This is a genomic window from Klebsiella spallanzanii (assembly GCF_902158555.1).
Lineage (GTDB): Bacteria > Pseudomonadota > Gammaproteobacteria > Enterobacterales > Enterobacteriaceae > Klebsiella > Klebsiella spallanzanii.
Genome location: NZ_CABGGS010000002.1, coordinates 17,293 through 37,486, shown reverse-complemented (window position 1 = coordinate 37,486; position 20,194 = coordinate 17,293). Strand labels below are relative to the sequence as shown.

The 20,194-nt window shown below is 50.6% G+C and carries 13 protein-coding genes and 2 pseudogenes; all 15 read right to left on the bottom strand.

Annotated features, from left to right (window positions below):
* Positions 1–186: 186 nt before the first annotated feature.
* The 15 genes and pseudogenes from istB to FN082_RS30435 all read right to left on the bottom strand — a co-directional run bounded on the left by istB (position 187) and on the right by FN082_RS30435 (position 19,948).
* Complete coding sequence (istB, locus tag FN082_RS03705) at positions 187–942, bottom strand: IS21-like element ISEc10 family helper ATPase IstB (RefSeq protein ID WP_142981173.1); 756 nt, start codon at positions 940–942, stop codon at positions 187–189.
* A complete protein-coding gene (istA, locus tag FN082_RS03700) occupies positions 939–2,438 on the bottom strand; it encodes an IS21 family transposase (RefSeq protein ID WP_142981172.1) in 1,500 nt (499 codons plus the stop codon). The genes istB and istA overlap by 4 nt, the downstream gene beginning before the upstream one ends.
* 95 nt (positions 2,439–2,533) lie before the next feature.
* Positions 2,534–4,102, bottom strand: coding sequence for a formylglycine-generating enzyme family protein (locus tag FN082_RS03695; protein ID WP_047935082.1), 1,569 nt, complete (start codon positions 4,100–4,102; stop codon positions 2,534–2,536).
* Positions 4,103–4,138: 36 nt separating this feature from the next.
* Positions 4,139–5,314, bottom strand: a complete 1,176-nt coding sequence (locus tag FN082_RS03690; protein ID WP_185932102.1) for an ABC transporter permease — start codon at positions 5,312–5,314, stop codon at positions 4,139–4,141.
* A 28-nt stretch (positions 5,315–5,342) separates the two neighbouring features.
* The gene (locus FN082_RS03685; RefSeq protein WP_047935081.1) at positions 5,343–6,068 is read right to left on the bottom strand and encodes an ABC transporter ATP-binding protein; all 726 of its coding nucleotides are present in this window, start codon (positions 6,066–6,068) and stop codon (positions 5,343–5,345) included.
* Complete coding sequence (locus FN082_RS03680) at positions 6,068–8,029, bottom strand: vWA domain-containing protein (protein ID WP_109241235.1); 1,962 nt, start codon at positions 8,027–8,029, stop codon at positions 6,068–6,070. The genes FN082_RS03685 and FN082_RS03680 overlap by 1 nt, the downstream gene beginning before the upstream one ends.
* Positions 8,026–9,039: a hypothetical protein gene (locus FN082_RS03675; protein ID WP_047935079.1), complete on the bottom strand. Its 1,014-nt coding sequence runs from the start codon at positions 9,037–9,039 to the stop codon at positions 8,026–8,028. Before FN082_RS03675 ends, FN082_RS03680 begins: the two co-directional genes overlap by 4 nt.
* The gene (locus tag FN082_RS03670; protein WP_142981170.1) at positions 9,033–11,747 is read right to left on the bottom strand and encodes a virulence factor SrfC family protein; all 2,715 of its coding nucleotides are present in this window, start codon (positions 11,745–11,747) and stop codon (positions 9,033–9,035) included. Before FN082_RS03670 ends, FN082_RS03675 begins: the two co-directional genes overlap by 7 nt.
* The gene (locus FN082_RS03665) at positions 11,747–14,815 is read right to left on the bottom strand and encodes a virulence factor SrfB (protein WP_109241237.1); all 3,069 of its coding nucleotides are present in this window, start codon (positions 14,813–14,815) and stop codon (positions 11,747–11,749) included. The genes FN082_RS03670 and FN082_RS03665 overlap by 1 nt, the downstream gene beginning before the upstream one ends.
* A gap of 17 nt (positions 14,816–14,832) precedes the next feature.
* Entirely contained in the window at positions 14,833–16,302 is a 1,470-nt protein-coding gene (locus tag FN082_RS03660) for an SrfA family protein (RefSeq protein ID WP_109241238.1), read from the bottom strand.
* Between the two features lie 50 nt (positions 16,303–16,352).
* Entirely contained in the window at positions 16,353–17,495 is a 1,143-nt protein-coding gene (locus tag FN082_RS03655; protein WP_109241239.1) for a tellurite resistance domain protein, read from the bottom strand.
* Positions 17,496–17,621: 126 nt separating this feature from the next.
* Entirely contained in the window at positions 17,622–18,104 is a 483-nt protein-coding gene (locus FN082_RS03650) for a hypothetical protein (protein WP_109241240.1), read from the bottom strand.
* A gap of 88 nt (positions 18,105–18,192) precedes the next feature.
* The gene (locus FN082_RS03645; protein WP_047935074.1) at positions 18,193–18,930 is read right to left on the bottom strand and encodes a hypothetical protein; all 738 of its coding nucleotides are present in this window, start codon (positions 18,928–18,930) and stop codon (positions 18,193–18,195) included.
* Positions 18,931–19,298: 368 nt separating this feature from the next.
* Positions 19,299–19,538: pseudogene (tnpB, locus tag FN082_RS03640) on the bottom strand (IS66 family insertion sequence element accessory protein TnpB); the annotation flags it as partial.
* Positions 19,535–19,948: pseudogene (locus FN082_RS30435) on the bottom strand (transposase). The pseudogenes FN082_RS30435 and tnpB, both read right to left, overlap by 4 nt.
* Between the last annotated feature and the right edge of the window lie 246 nt (positions 19,949–20,194).

The window sequence follows — 20,194 nt, the reverse complement described above, 5'->3', positions numbered from 1 at the left end:
TGTGCGGAATAGTAGATCACTTGTAAGCGTCAAGCCACTGCCGCCTGTAATTCCAGTCCCGGGATCGCTAGCTTAGAGCTCCGTCTAATTTAGAAGGAGCTCTGTTCATGGAAAATGCTGCTATTAGACGTCAACTAGTTTTGCCGACTGGCGCCAACTATGCTGGCCGCATCCTTTAGTGCGGCGTTAAGCCGCGCTGGTTACTGCCTTTGCCGTCTTTTTCCTGTAACTTTCTCCCTTCAGTTCGAACATATATCCGTGATGGATCAACCGGTCTGCAGCGGCCACCGCCATCATCTCATCCACGAAGATGCTGCCCCACGTGCTGAACGGATGGTTACTGGTGATCACCAGGCTCCCGCGTTCGTACCGATGCGCGATTAACTCGAACAGCACGCCCGTTTCAGCGTTGTCGCGTTTGACATAACCAAGGTCATCCACCACTATCACCCGGTAGCGATCCAGTTTCAGTAACAGCTCATTCAGTTTCAGCTGCGCTCTGGCTTTGCGCAGCTCCTGCAGCAGTTCTCCGGCGCTGTAAAACCGGGCCCGGTAGCCCTGGGCTACAACACCATCCACGATCGCTGCCGCCAGATGGCTTTTTCCCAGCCCGCTGGCGCCGAACAGCAAGACGTTTTCACCCGCATCAACCCAGTCTGTCGTTTCACAGAGCTGCCGGAACTGAGCGCCATTCAGTTCCGGTACCTGGCTGAAGTCGTACTCGCTCAGCGTTTTGGCCACCGGCAACCGAGCCTCCTTTTTATAGCGGCGCAGTTTTTCGCTCTCGCGCCACAGCAGCTCTTCATTGCATAATGTCAGCAGATAACGCGACGGGGTCCAGCCTTCCGCCAGCGCGCGTTTTTCCAGCGCATGCCACTCCGCGCCAACACGTGTCAGACGCAGTTTACGCAGGCTGCGTTCAAGGTGGTGGATATTGCTCACTGCAGACCTCCCTTGCCACGCAGCAGTTGCTCATAACTGCTCAGGTTGTGCTGCACCACGCTGACCGCCGGCAGTTCCTTTTCCTTTATCCCCTGGAAGCGCATCAGCCGGTGCAGATCGACCTCTCCCGGGGTGTTCAGCATCTGCTCCATGCCTCTGGCCACGACCGAGATATCGTCATATCCCGCCGCCAGTTTCAGAGCGTGCACCATCAACCTTCCCGCCATCTCGGGCTCCAGATGGTTACACAGGCGACGCCACAGCCTCCGCCATTCATCATCCGGCAGGATGTCATTTCGCAGTGTGGCATGGCAGAACGCACCTGGCTTCTTCGCCAGACTGTCGATTACATGCCGGAAGTCGATACGCCGGGCCCGCGTTTTCCCTTTTTCAGGCCTGACCCGGGGGCAGCTCATGACCTCGTTGCTGCCCACGTAACAACTCAGGCGATCGTCCCATAAGCGGACACGTAACAGCTGGCCAACAAGCCGGGAAGGCACGCTGTAGACGACGTGCCTCACGTTGATGGTACTGCTGCTACTGACCCTCACAGTCAGCTCGTCGTAGTCGGCGCTGCGACGAAGCGGCAGCGGCTTCAGGTGAGGACGCTCTTCCTTCACCAGATCCTGATTGTTGCGGTTGTGCCGCATGACCTGCTGAGTGATGAAGGCCTGGTATTCTTCCAGAGTGCTGAAGTCGTTACTGCCCCGCAGTATCAGTGCCTGACGGATACGCCTTTTAAGATGGCCGTGAGCGCTTTCAACCGAACCATTTTCGTGGCCCCGCCCGGCATTGTTGTGCACCCCCTGCATACCGTAGTGCCGGCAGAGAGCGGCATAACGCTCCGTCAGTTCGCGGCGTCCGTCTTCACCCTGTTGTTTCCATGCCGCCCGCAGACTGTCTGTTTTGTGCTCTGCAGGTACGCCGCCCAGTTGTCCGAGCGCTTCCTGCAGGCCTTCAGCCAGGGCAGAGAAGCTCTCACCACCCAGCACGACCCGCATCCAGCTCCAGTGGCTCCATTCCAGGCGGAAGTGATACAGCTTATGCGCCAACAACTTACCGGCGATGGTGACAACTACACCTTTCAGTTCGGTAAAATCCGACAAGCCACGCAGGCCGGGCTGATGCCTCTGGCGGAACATCACCTCCTGCTCTGCACCGTACTGCAGCTTCCATTCGCGGACCCGCCGTTGCATTGTCATGCGGAGACTGTTGGGGTATTGACCGGGATATTTATCCTGCAGCATTTCCAGCAGAGTCGTCGGCATCAGAGCGGGTCTCTCCTTCAGCAGGGGAACAAGCATGCTGTCCCATACGGCTTCAAGAGGGTCTTTGCGCGTCCGCCAGTGACGAGCCCCGGCTTTTGACCACTGATCTTTTTCGATCCGGCGGCCGGAGCGGACAGAGATACCGGCCTTCATGGCCGAGATATGCTGGGTTACACCTTTCTTACGCTGAGTCATGTAGTAACTGACCTGAGAAGTATTGAGCGTCACACCATTTCCTGTTGGATCATGTACATGACACTCAGATTACAAAACCGGCCAGAATAATCAGCACCAGGCGGACTGACTTATTGTCGTCTCATAGATTAGTTAGTACTTTTAATTTTCTTACAGTTTTCCAGCCAATTAGCTGTATCAATTTTCCCGTTTTCCAGATATTTTTGCTGATTCTGCCAGTGCGCGGCGAGGAATGGCTTAAGACCTGTAAGACGTTTGTTCAGTGTGAGCATTTGATCGAAAACCGTCACTTCATGTTTCAGACCTTCCTCACTATAAAGCGTGGCTGAATCAACCAGACTACTGGCGTAGTAACTCGTCAGCTGTTGCAGGTGATCTGTTTGCTCACCAAGTTTTGTTTTTCGGATAGAGCAATTTTTATCACTGGCATCTTTATCCTTACACAGCAATTCATAGTTGTGATTGAGGAAGTCAAGAAAGCGACCATCATCCTGCAATTTTGTGCAAAGGAATGAGCCGAGGTTAAGGCTGGCGCGGGTGGATTGTGCCCGTTCTTCCTTTTGTTGCTGATTGCTGGCGCGCAGCTGATTTTCCAGATCCTTCAGTTTCTTTTTCAGTTCGGTGTCTTCAACGCCTGATGCCAGGCTTCCCAGCGCTTTAGCGGTGTCTGTGGGGTCTTCTTTGCTTTTATCTATGACCGGTTTATCGGCACCGAGCGTAGCCCAGTTTTTCTCCAGCTGTTTCACGCGGTCTGTTGATGTAATGGCCGGTGAGACTAGTACCAGACGCAGACCGGTTGTTTTGCTGGTGAAAGGATGAGCTTCATCGTAGTAGTTAATTTCTTTACGGGCCGCGCTACGGATCTCTGATTCATTCGAGATGACGCTGCCTCCTCGAACCACAAAACCACCAGCCTGGCCGTGAAGTCTGTTGATTTTGTTGAGATAAAATGGGGTAAACATCATCTCAGAGACGTTACCCAGCATATCGTGCAGGCCGAGGGGATTAGGGTTCAATAGCCCAATAAGCTGTACTTTGCCGTTAGAGGACTGTGGGCCGGAATACCATTCGTAATTCTTCATGTCATCCATTGGATAGTGGGAATCACGGAATTCCGCACTGTTTACCTTGAGACCGCCACGTGCAGCAAATTCCCATTCTACTTCAGTAGGCAGACGTAAAAATCCAGGGTTGCCATCCTCTTTCGGTAATTTGTCGAGAGCATTCGTGCGTAACCACTGGTTATATTTATCGGCAAAATTTACCGCATCGAACCAACTGATATTGGTTTCTGCGATGCTTAACTTACGTGATGGTGTAGGGCAGGTATCATTGGTTAATGCCTGGTATTGCAATGCTGTCAGTTCATATTTGGCCATCAAATAGTAACGACCTCTACTTTTTTTGCTTTCGGTAAAGCTACCGGCGATGAAGGTTGGATAACTGTGTTCAACGAAACCCCATTCTCCGCCATCTTCTCCTAAGGTGATCGGCATATCATCCAAAGGACCTGAGACCGGAATTTCTATCTTACGGAAAACCATAGAGCCTTCACAGGGCATTGGCAAAACAATATCTTCGCTATCCGGCTTGGGATTATAGATTTTCTCTGCCCACGGTTCAGCCAGCACGGGCGATATCTTCACCAGCAGCGCCAGCGCTAGCAAGCGTGATAATGTAGAAGGGGTAAAGGCCATGAACGTTCTCCGCAAATGAGCAAGTAGGAATAAGGGTTATGCCTCGCGCAGGCTCTGCGCAGGTTCAATATTAATGGCGCGCCAGGCACCAATGCCTGCGACCAGTGTCGCTACGACATTGGTGAGTATCAGAGCGATGAGGCCGTGCAACGGGGTGATCTTACAAATCATCTGACCCGTTGCCTGGCTGCCTGCTAAAGCCTGGTTAAAGACCTGACTGGCTAAAAGGTAAATCGCAAAGCCACCGATATAAGCTACCAGACTAAGCAGACAGCCTTGAAAAATCACATAGCCCCCCACTGCCGGACGGGTAAAACCGAGCAGGCGGAGGACAGCTATATGTTTACGTTTGCGATCAACATTCGCGATCAATGAGCCTGTAAGTGAGGCAGTACAGCCAATGAGTGCGGTGGCGGCAATGGTATTAAAAATAATGCCCAAAACACGATTGATGCTTTTCACATTTTCTATATCAGCCAGACGGCTGGTGGTTTCGATACGCTGTTCCCGGAGATCGCGCTCAAGGCTGGCAACCTGATCAATATCACGGGCGTATAATCTGGCGCGCGCGTAGAGCGGTAGTTTACCGTCAAGCTGCACACCGGTGGTCATCCCCAACCCGGTTACCGCATAGCCATCGCGGAAATGTTCAAGCGCCAGCAATAACGAAGGCTGGGTAAAGATCGCGGCACGATTAAAATAGGTCGCAGGTAAAATCCCCACGACGGTAACGCTTTTTCGTCCCCATTCCCGACGTTCATCAAGCATTCTGCCTACTCGCAAAAAGAGCGAATCACCGACACTCACCGCTAATTTACGTGCTGCTTCCTGGGTAATGACAACCTCGTTTTCCTGATGGAGCTCAAGGGACTTGAGTAAAGGGTCCCCTGAGTCTGTTGGAATAACTTCAGCGTTCTCAATGAAATGTGTGCTGTCTGTTTGCAGATCAGCAAGCGTATTTAGCGAACGCGTTTGTCCGATGGCGAAACCTACATCGGGTCGCTTCCGTAATTGTTCGATCCAATTTTGGTTGTAGACGCCGCTACTCAGCATACGGATTTCCAGGTTGCGAGGGTCACTGGCTAGATCTTCTTGCAGCTGGTTCACAATCCCAAAACGCAAACCGAAAAGAAGTAATAAAGGTGCGATGACAGCAACGAGAGAAGAAACGATGCAAAAAGAAATGATGCGATCGTGCCACAGGTCTTGCATAGCCAGGCGGCCCAGCAGTCTGGCTCGGTTAAAGGACAAAATAGGTTCCTCCCTGTTCGTGCTTCGACGATGCCACTAACGGTTCAGGCTGGGCAGTTAAACAGGGTAAATTGAAATGTTGTACCAGCGGCCAGTCGTGGCAAACAATCAGCGCCATCATGCCTTCCTGGCGAACCAGCTCAATAAACAGGTTAAATAATTTCTTTGCGTTGCAGGGGTCAAGTGCGGCTGTTGGTTCATCCGCCAGTACCAGCTTTGGACGGTGTAATATCGCACGTGCAAAAGCGGTTCTCTGTCGTTCACCAAACGACAACTGCGTTGGATATTTGGCCAATAATGGCGCAAGTTTGAGAGCATTGATTACTTTGTCCAGCAGCGCGTTGTCGGGGCGTAATCCCAGCAACTGACACGGCAGAAGGATGTTATCTTTGACGCTCAGATAGGGAAGCAACCCCCCATTTTGCAACACAAAGCCAAGCTGACGGGCGCGAATATCCGCCAGTTCATTATGCTGTTCATCCTTTATTAGCGTGGCGATATCAAATTGCTGTGCACCTTCGTCCAGCTCGAAGCACCCGATCTTACTGGGCTGCAGTAATAAGCCGATGGCTTCCAGTAGCGTGCTTTTTCCACATCCACTTTCACCTGTGACCGCGACCACCTGGCCTGACCGCAGCGTGAGCTGCGGCAGGTAAACCCGGTGAGCATGAATGCCATGACCGCGAACAACGCACAACTCTTCTATGCGCAGCATCAGGGCATCATTTCCAGTGGTATGGGATAAACGCGATCGCGCGGATCGCTTCCTTTTGCCAGCTCAACCCAGCGATCAACATCGGAGTTATATTTTTGGTAATGACGCAGTTTGGATGAGAGCGTGCGGATAAATTTCTCCTGTGACAATCCATCCCAGCTTTTCCAGGTCTCTTCGTCGAGGTTCAGGACATCGCTCTTATAGGGAAGATCGGCCAGATATTCTCCCAGTACACCCAGATCGCCAATGCGTGCATTATCCTGTTGTTTCAGCTGGTTAGGATCAGCGCCCATGGTTGCCGCAACAGTACGCAGTTGCTCAAACATTTTGGTCGGAGAGATCATCCCCTCATTTGCTGCTTTAAGGATCTGGCTGACAGCATCGCTTAAGTCGCTTAGCTGACCTTTGGTCAAGAGAACACGAACGTCGGTGGTAGGAATGTTTTGCTTAATCAGGTCGCGATCGCTAATCCATGCCTGAAAGACTAACGGGGCTTGCGTGCTGTTGCGCTTACCCAGATAAGCCAACTGCATGGCATGTCCAATTAATGCCGTATCCTGAAGTAGCTTTTGCTCCGGCGTCAGTTTTTGTCCATCGTCTTTAGCGTAAAGCGCACTACCAATTGCAGCATCACCCATGTAAGCAGATTTAACCTGCTCAGTAATGGCGGAAGCTAGCGCATCTACCTGCTGACCAAACATCTTGATATCACCGGCATTTACGGCTTGGTAAAGGTTGGACTGGGTACTGTCAAAATTGGAGAGATCGCGGTACTGGCTTTCAGCTTTGGTATGGTTATCTTTACCACCTGATGTTTTTAGGTGCAGTGTATAGATAGCAATACCACGGTTACCCGCCTCAAGACGAAGCTGGCTGGCATCCAGACCGGTACCTGACAGCTTGTTGCTGCCGTCAATAGCTCCTGCATCGGTAATCAGGACCACGTAACGTGCACCAAACGGACTCCAGTCAATGTCATCTATAGCTGACAGCACGCCGGAATACGCATCCTCGTCATACAGAGAACTGGAGACTTTCGCTTCTTTTAAATCAGCGACCTTATTCAGGAAATCCGCACCATCTTTCACATGGTTAGGATCCGCGTAAATCTTTGTGCGGTATTCCAGGCCCGGAACGGCTTTGGTATTTGAACGAAATGAGATCAGTCCAAACTTAACCTGCTCATCCAGATGCTCTTGTTTGATCTTGCCATAGATCTTATTAACCGCGTCTTTGGTGCGCTCAATATAAGGCCCCATTGAAATTGTTGAGTCGATAACGAAGACCACCGAGGCGTTAAACCCTTTCAATTGATTTACGTTATCTTCTTGCTTTTTAGCCGTTTCAGCTTTACTGACGGAGGCTACGTTAAGCAGACGAGTATAGAAGCCATCTTCAGTCATGACCTCTTCGCCGCTCAGGATTGGCAACAGATAAAACTGCTTTTGCAGATCGACAAAATATTCGGGCTCCTCAGCCTGAATACCCTCGGCGTGGCCATCTCGTTTTAACCTGGCGCGAAGCGGGGCAACCAGCGATACGGGATCGGGAGCAGAGAGAATATCATCAAGGCTTTTTCTCTCTTTAAAGAACAGCAAACGGTCACGGTTTGCCGGGTTGGTAAATGCCAATGTGAGCTGCATTTTCCAGTCGACGGTACATGACTTTGGTAACCAGCCAATAGTTTTACCAAAGCTATCCGGCCCGACCTTAAGCCAGCTCTGGCCGTTTGCATCTTCTTTTTGATAAACATACAGGCTGCTGAAGGCCGGCTGTAATTGACCTTTATCATCACCTGCGGCAGTACCAAGTTTGCAGCCCGGGGTAGTGAGAACACGTTGATATAACGTTTTCTTACCTTCTTGGAGCAGAGGTTTGTCGCCATCAGTGGCAAATACATGCCCGCTGAGCAGCAGGCCACATAATGGCAGAGCCAGAAGACTCACCGGATTTCTAGTCATTTTCCTAGCTCCTCAAGGCGCTGTTTGGCCGTTTGGTTGTCAGGCTCTGTTTGCAGAACCGTTTCGTACCAATATGCTGCAGTATCTTTATCCGGCGCTTTGAAACATTCACTTGGCTGGTGATATTTAGGATCGTATTCACTTGCGTACACGATCGCGATTTTGGTATCGCCACTCTGAGCACGGTTAGCATACAGACGCTGTGCAACACCACATTTTTTAGCCTCTTTTGCTGCCTGGATAATGGTCAGCAGCTTGTCACTGTCGAGTTTTTCCAGAACGCAGCTCTGGACGAAATCAAGCTCGTTCTGGCTGTTTAATCCCTGTGCAGAACAGGTGCTGTGAGCGACAGGCTCTGGTGCGGCGGTGGGTGCAGTCGCTGGTGTTTCTTGCTGAGCTTGTTCAACGTAGGCGACTTCCGGTGATTTATCCCGGCCTAAAAACCACCACAGAGCACTGGCAATCACGACTAATGCCAGTATTACAGCGCTAATGACAGGAAGGCGGGAAGGCCCCGATTTTGCCGGAGTTCTCACTTCAGAATGAATAATCGGCTCTACAGGCGCAGGGGCAACACCGGTTTCTGTCGCAATGACGGGCTCAGAAGAATCTTCTGGAGTAGCCAGCATGCTGCTGCCGCTATAGTTGCCTGTTTCACCTCTTGCTTCAGAAGAGAGCAGTTCGTTCCGCTCCAGTTGTAATGTGGTATTGCGTGTTTCCCCAGAATCGAGCTTGATCTGAATTTGTACCTGGCTTGCCGTTGCCAGCAATGGATCAAGCAATGTTGGGCCAATACGAAAACCGCTACCATTATTCAACGCATAACCGCCGTTCACGGTAAACCAGTGTTGCGCCGGGCTCCAACTGCCATTGGGTTGCAGGTAGTTCTGCTCGTTATTACACAGAGTAAAGGTCAGATTAGTCAATATTGTGGTTTCACCACGCAGGCGGACCATCAGTTGTGCAGTACCTGGCTCTGCCGGCTGGCAGGCGATGATTTTAGCTAGCATGGCATGTTCTCTTGCTTCAATTGGCTGATAATCTGACCAAGTTGCCGATTATGTTCGAAGGAAATATCTCGTGTGGCGCTATGACCCGCATTGTCCAGGACGACGCTCATCAAAGCAGAGAGCCAGTCACCCAGATAGGACACGCCGGGCTGTGGCGCGACTGCTGGGAGTTGTGGCAACTCATCGTTAGCGAGCTGCTTCTGACGCAGAAACACTTTGTTTCTCTCCCCTACATAGCTGTTGGGTACCTTTTCTGCTGGCAGGGTGAGATAACCAAACCAGGCAATAAAATCACGCATGGTCAGTTGAGCGCGCAAAACCTGACGTGCTCGCATATGTACGCGAGTTGTTTCAGCCTGCTCTTGACCCGCCAGGGCATGCTTCAATGTCCCTTCCAGATCCAAACGTGTGGCGGCGGTGATTAACTCTTCGCTGAGTTGATTAATCAGCTCACTGCTCATGCCCAGTTGACGCCATTGCAACGGCTGCTGTGGCAACTCCCGCAAGTGGGCTACCCAGGCTTTAAAGGCCTGATGCGCGAAATCATCATCCTGGCCTACGCGTTCTGCTGCGACAGTTGTTGGTGTATCAATAACGGGGGCTGCAACAGGCGTAGTCACAAAGGGGTCGCTGGCAAAGGGGTTATCAGCAAACGGATTACCACCAAACGGGCTGGCTGCAAAAGCATTGATGGTCAAGTTTTCACCTTCGGTCTGCGGCGCCTGACCGAGGTCGCGAATACTCAAATAAATGTTGTTGAGTTCCTGAGGCGGCAGAACCAGACGTTCGATAAGCTCCCCCATGCTGTGGGAACATGCAGACAAACCCTGCCATAACTCTTTGGCAATCGCTTGTTTTTTCACAATCTGCCCATCACCGTCTTTTTCGTACCACCGACCAAGACGTTGATCACCGGTTTCCATGCGACATTGCAGCAGTTGTTGCTGTAAACGTTTTAGTTTGAAGTCGAGATGGGCGACGCTGCGAAGTGCTTTAGTCAGGCGCGACATTCCGCCGTCGTTGAGTTCGAGCATTGCCTGCCAGGCTGCTTTCGGTTCTGCAACGTGAGCATTCACATTTTTTCCACAGACGAAGGTGTTGCCCATGTTATCGAGTACATCGCGGTAACGATCGCTGATACACACTTCCAGGAGTCGCTCCTGCCCGGCATTACTTTCAAGTCTCAGGAATGGGTTATCGAGCCCGGGTTTACGTACCAGGAAACAGTTGTTGAAAGGCTGGTTAGGTGCCCATTGCGAAAGCCAGTCATAGTGTGAGAACCTTTCCAGTAGAGTCATGTGCATCATACCTTCCCAGCCTTCTTTTAACTGGCCTTCGGTATGTTGCAGGCTGTTGACGATACGCATATCACACATGGTTATTGCCCAGAACAGACCCGGGTTGCGGCCTCCGCGCTCTTCGGCACTCTTACCCTGAGTTTTCTCTACCCAGTGGTTTAATACCGGGCCTACATCAGCAACGTCGCTCTGTTTGGCAGAGCTTGCGCATACGACAAGCGCGTTCATTTCCTGGTTATCGGTATAGCGTTCGAACAGGTAGGCAACTTTTCCGCGAAGCAGGAGTTGCGAAATCGCGTTAAGTCCATCCCGGCCAGCCTGTTCAAGAGCGGTGATCTTGAGACGACCTCGATAGCCAGGGAAGTCGAGCAGATCAACCTGTTCCACAACACTGTTGGTTTCAACTTCTGCCAGAGGGAAAATCAGTTCGGTGGTTAAGGCAGCCAGTTCCGCCTGCGTTAAGCTGGCGCTACCAATTTGTTGCTCTTCTTTCCAGTAACGTATCTCAACGTTGCGATCTTGACTGGAGCCTAGTCTGTTCAGGCTATCTACGTTCATGATGCTGCCGCTGCTGTGGTCAGTCAGCGTTTCAAGCGGTGCGAATACCATCCGGGCATGGTTCAGTTTCACCAGTACATTGGCTAATGAACGGTAGGTTTCGGTGAGGGCTGGCTGTTCTCCCCACAGCAAGGAAAAGAGTTCTGCACGATCATTTGGGCTCAACGTCGGGGCAATTTTCAGTACCTGCGGCCACCAGGCGTGTTCAAGCTTCTCAACTGACTTTTTAAAGGAGGCGTTAAGATAATCCCACAAGGCGACGACATCTTCCTGACTGACGCCATTATATTCCTGTACCTGCACAGCCCGCTGCAGGAATGGGCGCAGACGCTCTTCAACCCGACTTTGGTCAAGTTGATAGCTCAATTGCTCATGATTAAAGTCGTTAAACCAGGTGTTCGCAAGAATCTTAGCCAAATCGATTTCACTGAACAGGCGCAACGGCACCGGGTATCCAGCTGGCGCGGCGGGAGCCTGACGGGTAAAGCGAGTGACCAACCCCGTAGCTTCTTTACCTCCACCAACAGGGTTAACCTCTTTGATAAAGTCAACACGCCTTTCACCGTAGAGCGCTTCCAGTGACCCGTTGCTACCAGCAGCGAGCGCTGAAATGAGGTACGATTTCCCTGCCTGAGAAATACCGAAAAAACCGACGGTCATCGGTGTCTTGGCAACCTGAGTCAGGCTGTTGGCCAGATTTCGCGTACGCAGCAAACTCAGGTTGAGTTTGTCTGCTTCGTTGTCTAGACGACGTGAACCGGAGCGTACGATGTTGACCCATCCGAGTGCGTCAAGGCATCCCTGAGCGATAGCAGCCCAACCCTGAGTGAGAGATTTTTGATCGTTATTCATTATTTTTTAACACTCCCGCTATCGAGCCAGTGACGGCTATCAATGAGCCCTCTATCGGGCATCGTATTGAGATCCAGATCCAAATCACGTTTGCTAAATGACTTATCGGTATTGCTGCTGACATCGGCTATCGCCAGACGATCGCTAATCAGTCCAAGTTGATGGGCTCGTTTACCCTTATCGATCGTCAATCTGACTTTGAGATACGGAGAGCCGTTATCTGTGGACTTAGCCAAAGAGAATTTTTTACGTCCTTCTTCGCTAAAACGTAGAGTATACAGCGGTGCTGCAGTCCAGCGTTCAGCATCCAACTGGCGATAGCCTAAGCGCAGGTCACCACGCATAACGATGCTTTGTGTGGTTTTCTCGCCATTTTCATCGATGATGGTAGGTAGCTTAATCTGCCCGTTTTCAGACTCAATATGTTGATAAACGATGTCGGCATCGCGAATTAGGTTATCCATATCAATGGTGCCGATATGGCGAATCGTTGAATAGGGTTTCAGCTCTGATGTGCGGAAATGGAAGTTAGGAATGCTATGGTTAGCACACAGTTGCGTGAGCATGGCACCCACTGAAGCTGTACTTTTCGGATCGTCGATATGACCGTTTTTATGGAACGGGTACCAGGTACCTGTCTGATAACCATGTAATGGTAGAATACGCCCTGGCGGTAACGGAAGGTTGCGACGAATGATCGCCTGAACCCCTGGTAACTGAGACGGCCGGCCGGTGAGTAGCAGCAGATCGCAATGATAATAAGACAGCACTTCACAGAGTGCGGTCAGGACTTTATCGATGCTGAACTTACCTGCACATAGATCGCTATGGAGTTTGGTGAGTGGCAGATTAAGCATGATATCCGCGATTTTAAAGTCCGTCGGGCCTCCCGCTTTCTGAACTTCGCGGCGCACGAATCCTTCGACTTCATCACGAATACAACCCACCGGTAGCAAATCGCCGACACGTTGGTTAATCAGGGTATGCGTTTGTTCATCAAGCGGATCGTAATGTTCATATGTTCCCAGGATATTCAATGCGAGCGGGACAAACAGCTGCAAGCTCAGCTGTTGGCGAAGCACGGCTTCGGCTGCGCTAATATTCTGCGATCCGCACAACTGGGACATCAGTGTTTCAGTGGACATTACACCGGCTTCACGCAGGGTTTGCTCAAAAGCGGGGAGAACGTATGACTGAATAACTTCCAGCAAAATGTCATCACCTGCGATCTTAAAACTGTCGCGGAAGCGTTGGTGGGGGATGATATGTACGTTAGTACCACCGCCAGTGTGCCCATTATGATCGAGGCAGTAATCGGTGATCACCAGATCGGTGGTCCCGCCGCCAATGTCAATTGACGCGATAGTGATACTTTCACGATCGGTACGGTCTGGTCGGCCAATTGCGTCGAAAAACTCTTCCGGATGACCGGCAAAGTTCTGATTAATCTCGGTGTACAGGTAAACCAACTGTGCACAGGAGGCTTCGTCCCACTCCACCCTGATTTCAGGTAATGGGATCTTGATGTTAGCTTCCGTATGCTCTTCTTGTACGTCCTCGTACGGATCGTTCTCGCCGTTGTGCCAGCGTAACGATTTCCACACCAAGCCGACAGCCTGACGCATGCGTTCATCCAGCATACAGCGTTCAGCCATGGGCATACCTGGCGGAACCGTCAGAATAATATGGCGTAGCTGACGCGGGATCCCGGCGTGTCCCTGGCGAATACGCTGCTCCGGGCTGTTAATCTGGCTAATGGCCTGGGTCAGAACTTCTGCCAGCATAAAGGTCATCAGCGAACTGCGTGAGTAGCGTGGCGTAAAAACGGGGATGCGATCCATCTCATCCTCAATGGTGTGCAGGGCTTCGCCTCTTTCATCGATCAGGTTGGCAAATGGTGCCGCCGTTGCCAATGGATTGCTGTCCTGCACATAGCTGCCATTAAAACGCCAACCCTGACCATAAAACTTCTCATCCCACAAATAGCGTTTAGGGCTGGACAGGCCCGTTGAACCTTCGCTGCCTTTACGACGAGCCGCTAGACGGCTGGCTTCACCACCAATACGTGCGATAGTCGGCCACTGGAACGCGTCGTGGCGACCGCTGCGTACAGAGCAGTGATCTTTGCCGAAGAAGGCTTGCGAAAACTCGACCCGGCTTTCAAAAGGATCGGTATAGATATGTTCGGGGGCGCTGAGATCACGTAGTTTCAGCACATAGTTGTGCCTCATGCCTGAACCTGATTGCCCATGATCTTCAATAAGAATGCCACAGGTGCGCGAGTTACCCACGTCGAGTATCAGGTCGACGGCGATGGGTTTAATCGCATTGGTTTCCCTGTTGGCGATCACTCTGAACTGCGGGAGTTCAATGACGGGGTCAGTCTGGGTTTGCAGACCTTCGACTGGAATCGCCATCAATGACAGAAGGTTCAGGTAATGCGCCAGCGGGTATTGCTGTGCAAGTTCCTGCTCACGCTCGTCGATATCCCGGCCTTTGCTCGCTTCTTTGAATACTTCTTTGAGCCAGTCGGTTATCCAGTCCTGCGTCAGGTACCAATTTAGGGCATAGGTTGCTGTCGCGACGGCGAAGGTTGCCCCAGCATTCATATCTTCCTGGTTCGGACTGAGGTCAGCGGCGGCCTGCTGTTTAGCCATAATACGGGTGTCGATCGCCAGCGTCATGCGATGGCTATGACCATCTAAATCAGTTTCAGGTAGTTTGACTAAACGAAAACGAGCCCAGTTTAGCGGTCCCTCCTGGTACACATTCGGTGGGCTAAAGCGAAACAAAGGAAGCGGTAACCAGATGCCGTCAAACAACTTCAGGCTCTGTTCAACAGGGATATCGTACTGGCTTTTTGCCTTCTCGATGTTATCGGGGGTCGGCTGATAGAAATAGTAATCGCGCTGCTCGTTGTAAATTAAACGGGTAAGTACACCGTTTGCTAATTTGACAAACTCGCCGGCAGGCAGGCGGCCAAGGGACAATCCGAAATCCATAAACTGGATCCCAGAGTCACCCACGAGGGTAATTTGACGATCGAAAGATACAATCTCAGGCAACATAGTTATCTCGTCCCCGTTCAGGAATTAGGTTGAAGCATGCGAATAGGGAATGTTTTTTCCCCATCATTGCTGCCAATACAATCGGCGTGGCCAGCAGCGGGTGATTTACACTCGATTGTCGGTACAATAAAGTTTGAGCCGTCGCTACATTTCATTTGCTCAGGATTGGTGATACTCAGCGCCCCTTGCTGCACATTGCCGCTGGCAGGGCCACGGCAGGTAACACCGCTGGACTGGCGTATGCTGACGGTGCCATTACCCTGGGCAAAGTTATATTGCAGTTGCAACGGTCGCCCGGTGAGCTTGTCCTGAATACCACCATTCACGCGCCATTCGCCGTTAAGAAACTGCGCCGGGCCATCGGGAAGGGCCGGAGGAAGCGTCAGCGGTGTGCCCTGTGCCGGGATGACTGGCGGCGTGGTGACTGGTTGAACTACGGGGGCCGTTTGAGCGTCTGCGGAGCCAGGTGCAGCAGGAGGTGCTGAAATAGTCGACGCATCAGCGTTGGCATCACTGGCAGGAACGACTGGGGGAATTGTGCCGTCACCGACCTGTGTGGTTGCTGTCGCTGCCGGAACGGCTGGCGATGTTGGCTCCAGTGCTTGCTGCGCATCGACTTCAGTACCCTCAGATATGCCAGGGACGACAGCTGAACCCACGACGGTTTCTGAACCTGTGCGGGAAACCTGCATTGTTCCATCGGAAACGCCTACGGCGGGACGTTCGATGGCAGGAGCCGTATCGATCGCCGTTTTATCCGTGGCGATGGCAGGGAGTCCCGGAATGGAGAGTGATGGTATGCATCCGCGTAGAAGACCTAACAATAATGCCAGCAGCAGCAACACAAGTAGCAACCAGAGCAACCAACGCCAGCTCCAGCGTCTGCGCACTACGGTATCTACAACAGGTGTAACAGACGGATTTACAGCGGTGTCTACAGGAGCCAGAGGGGGTGAGGCCGCGAGAGGGGTTGCTGGTAGTGATGCCGGACTCAGCCAATGCATAGGGTTACGTTGTTCGCCTTCCGGATGGACAAATCCCCAAAAGGTAATCACCAGAATTCCGTTTACAAGATACACAAATTCGTAATCCGGGAAATGTGTGACTGACTTCAGCAACTGTGCGAAGACGCGGCGATCGCCCCCGGTCCCGTTTTGCTCAGCATTGAGTAACTGCTCACTTAACGCCTGCACTGCCATTTGAAACGCATTAAATTGCTGGCGCGCTGATTCCCTCTCCGCTTCACTCGCACCGCTCCAGGGGATGACATCGCCAGGGAAGCTGCTGTACCAATCGGTTCTGTCACCACCCTGATCGTTTTGCGGGATAGCTAAATGACGAGCCAGATCGCGCCCTGCATCAAGACGGTAGATTGCTTCACGTAACTGGAACGCCATCTTAAAAACGGGATAGCCCGTTTCACCCAGAGCCTTAAATGAGGAATTATGCCCGGTACGCAGCAGTGGTCCCTGAATCGAATTTCGCATTGTCTATACCTTGTAAGGCTGTGATTTAACAAAAGCCACAGTGATGCAGGCTATTTTTTACTCGCACCAGGCGTCCATTCAAAACCCCAGCCATAGTGCTTATCCAGCGACTTCCGGTCAGGGAAGAAACGGTCCAGACGTTCAACATTGATATTACCGTCGAGGTTTTTGAGTCTGGCTATCGCCGCAACGTTATTGCGCTGATTGCTGTCAGTCAGTGTGGATCTAATGCGGGGTTGATTGGGCACATAAATCGTGATGGTGGCATTGGTCCCTTGCCAGTTGTCGGCGCCGCCGTAAATGAAGCTATAAATCAGAACTTCATCAATATCCTGCCAGTGGCTACCATTGATGAAGAGCCATTCACCATCTTGATCGTTACCTTCACGAAGATCTTGTTGCAGCAACAGATATGGCGGTTTGTCATAGTTTCCCAGGAACTTACTCAACGCTTCGGCACCACTGATCTTGCCGTTTTTAAAACGAATAAAGGCGGCGATATCGAGGTCGATAGGCTCTTTATGGTTTCCCTGTTGCCAGGTCAGGTTGATTTTGATCCGCCCAAAATCTTTGCGTTTCTCCAGATTTATGCTGGGGTTTGCTTGGGTTAAGTTCGTGCTTGCGGGGGCGACAGCAGGCGCAGCAGCAGGCACATCGTGATGCATCGGAGGAGGGGGCGGGGTTAATGAATTTTTATGCCACCACCAGACACAGGCGGTCAGCAGCAACAATAGCAGCAATAATAGCCATGGCAGGAAGCGTCGCCACCATGGGATAACGACCACGGGAAGTAGGGGCGCTTCACTGATAATGGCCCAGTTGATCAGCACAGGTTCGCCACCTACACTATAGCCGTTAAGATCGCGCGAATGCGTTAAAAGCCTTTGTAAGGCATGTGCCGAATGTTCTTCGCCGTGTGCGAGTAACTGCTCAATCAAACCGGCCAGAATATCCTGGTACTGCTGGCGTTTACTCTGGACGGCGGCTTGTTCCACATCGCTTAGCGCAGAAAAGGGTTTTGCCAGCCCCTGGCGTTCAGTCCACCATTCCAGATGGCCCTGTGAACCACGACGAGCAGTGGCGTAGAGTAGCGCCAGAGACGGTGGAAGATGACGGTGTATGATTTCAACCGTCTCCTCGTAGATTGTCAGAGTCGCTTCATCAATAGGCGCAGCAGTTGTTAATCGTTGCATAACCGAAATCATTATTGTTGTGAGTTAGATGCGTGGTATGCATGTAGCTGAAATTCAGCAAGCCAGAGCCGTTTTCTTCAGCAGCCGAAAAGTGGCCAGGTGACCAGCGCCACTTTTCGTGCATCCTTAGCGAAGGGTATTTGCTTCCTCCAGGACTTTGATTTTCTGCTTGGCTTCTGCGACTTTCTTTTCAATTTCAGCAATTTCACTTGCGCCACTGGCATGCTTAGACTGCCGTTGCAAGTCCTGTAATTGTTGAATTTCCTTCTGGCGTTCACTGCTGTTTATTTTGCTGGACTTCAGCTGTGCAATGGTCTGCGACAGGTCTGAACGCACGGCATTTAACCTTGCTTGTTCATCGGCCAGCTTCTGATTGACATTCTGCTGTCGGTTTTGGGTATAAGCTTGCTGTTGCTTCGCCGACTCATTTTCATACTGGCTGAGTCGAACCTGCTGTTCTTTTTGATCAACTTGCTGACGATAACCGCCGGATGTGGCGCAGCTCAGTTTGGTAATAAAACTCGGATCTTGTGCGTGTAAATCACAGTCCTGTGGCGATGTGGAACAACCGGTAAGCAAGATAGATGCGAGGAGCACATATTTTCTCATCGAATTATCCATAAATTGAGTCAAATAACGATGCTTTACATATCAAAGCCGTCTTAAAAAAGCCGATAATCCTATCGGCGTAAAGTCATTAGCCTAGAGAAATAGCCTGACGTTGTTCGTATAACTCGTTCGTTTCCTTCTCTAAGTCGCTGATCTTACTACTTAGACTGGTATACTCTTTGTTCAAGTTAGACAATTTGATTTTTTCTGCGGATGTTGTAGTTGTTTGTCCTTGTAACGCTACTTTATAGGCAGACTCTTTATCTTTCATGCCTTTAACTGTATCTTTCATCCTGCTGATATTGGCGTCGATTTGTGCCAATTGCTTTTTGGCGCTTGCTTTATCAAAGTCTGCCTTATCTTTTTGAATGCTCATTTGGGTCAGAATAGCTTGATTTTCGCTGATGACTTGCTTCATCGCCAGAGTCGATTTTTCTACTGCTGCAGTATCTTTGCTGATGTCCTTATCCATTGCCTGAAGGCGATCGGATGTCGAAGCATAATCCTTTTTCAGGCCATCAAGATAGTAGTTAGCTGCCATACCGGCCGCACATCCCGTAGCACCACCAATTGCGGCTCCAGCCAGGGCTTTCTTGGTATCACCAGCGAGAGCACCAATTAGAGCCCCCAAAGCTGCACCAGATACAGCCCCGACACCACAACCTTGTGCGCCGGAAGCGCTAAAAAACTGGGATTGCTCAGTCGTTGTCAGGCGAGAGTCCGGTTTTGTTCCTGACAGTAAAGTACTTCCTGTATTAGCACAGCCGCTAAGCAGCAAAGATGTTGAAATCAAGAGGCAGGCAATCTTTTTGTTAAGATTATTCACAATTTTTATCCTTAAAAATGATTCAATGATGATAAACAGATAACAAGACTTAAATGTTTTGGGTATCTTATGTTTTCAAGCAAGGCCTCATTGCATTTTGCTTCATTTATAAGACTTATGGACCGTTGCATCATAAGAACCGGATATAGTAATTAAAAACCCTGTCAGTGTATTATCGCATTCTGATTTACAGCATCGCAATAACTTATTTTAGTAACTTTGTATATCATCTTGTGCTGGAATTCTATGTTTCATGTCTTTATTTAGATTATAACTCTGATTTTATCTTGTCGGCAGTTAAAAATGTCATCAAATCCATTTCTGCACATTTTTGTCAGGATTTTATAAATTCTATATGCCCTCTCGGTAGCAGGCCAGATAAACACGCCTCCTTCCGACCGTTTGGTAAACAGGGACAGGGCATCAGCATCAGCCAAGAAGATCTTTACGGTATCGCCCTTGCGGTCACGGAAGATAAACAGGTGGCTGGAGAACTGGTTTTTATCAAGTACGTGCTGTACAAGCTCGCCGAGACCATTGAACGATTTACACATATCCATGACGCCAGCAACCAGCCAGATACGGGGGCCTGACGGGAGGGATATCATTGGCTTCTCCCGGTTAGCTCGCGGAGCAGCACCGACAGCAACTCTGATGACGGGTTCTCAAGCGTCATTTTTCCGTGGTGGAACTCAACACAACAGGATGAGGCATTCAGTGCGGGGAACTGACCCGGGTCTGTATTCATCCCGGGAGAGGGTGTCGGATCCGGTATCACCTCAACAGGTAACATTGTTGGTAATGATGAAGTGCCTATGGCAGCCGGAAGTAGGCGTGATATACGGCCTTCATTCTGCCAGAGTCGCAGCCATTTGAAGGTGACATTATCGTTGACGCCGTTTTCACGGTCAATCTGAGCAACGCAGGCACCGGGACGTTAAGCAAGTTCGACTATACGGAGCTTGAAGTCATACGAATAATTTTTACGGAGTTCTTTTCGCCAGGATTGGGATTCCATACTTAGATGTCCTTCTATACAGACGGACATCTAAGTTACCAGTACTGGCTTGATGGCTACATACGGCGCTGAGTTTACGCTTACTTTTATATAAGCTTTCATTACATAATTCTTTCTGAAATTATCTGCGTTAACTAAGTCTATCAGATTGGCGCGGTGTGAATATCTGGAGTTCTTTAATTTTTTGATTTACATCATTCTGGTTTTCCAAATCTAAGTGGTAAAAGGAATTTATATGCCTAAGAT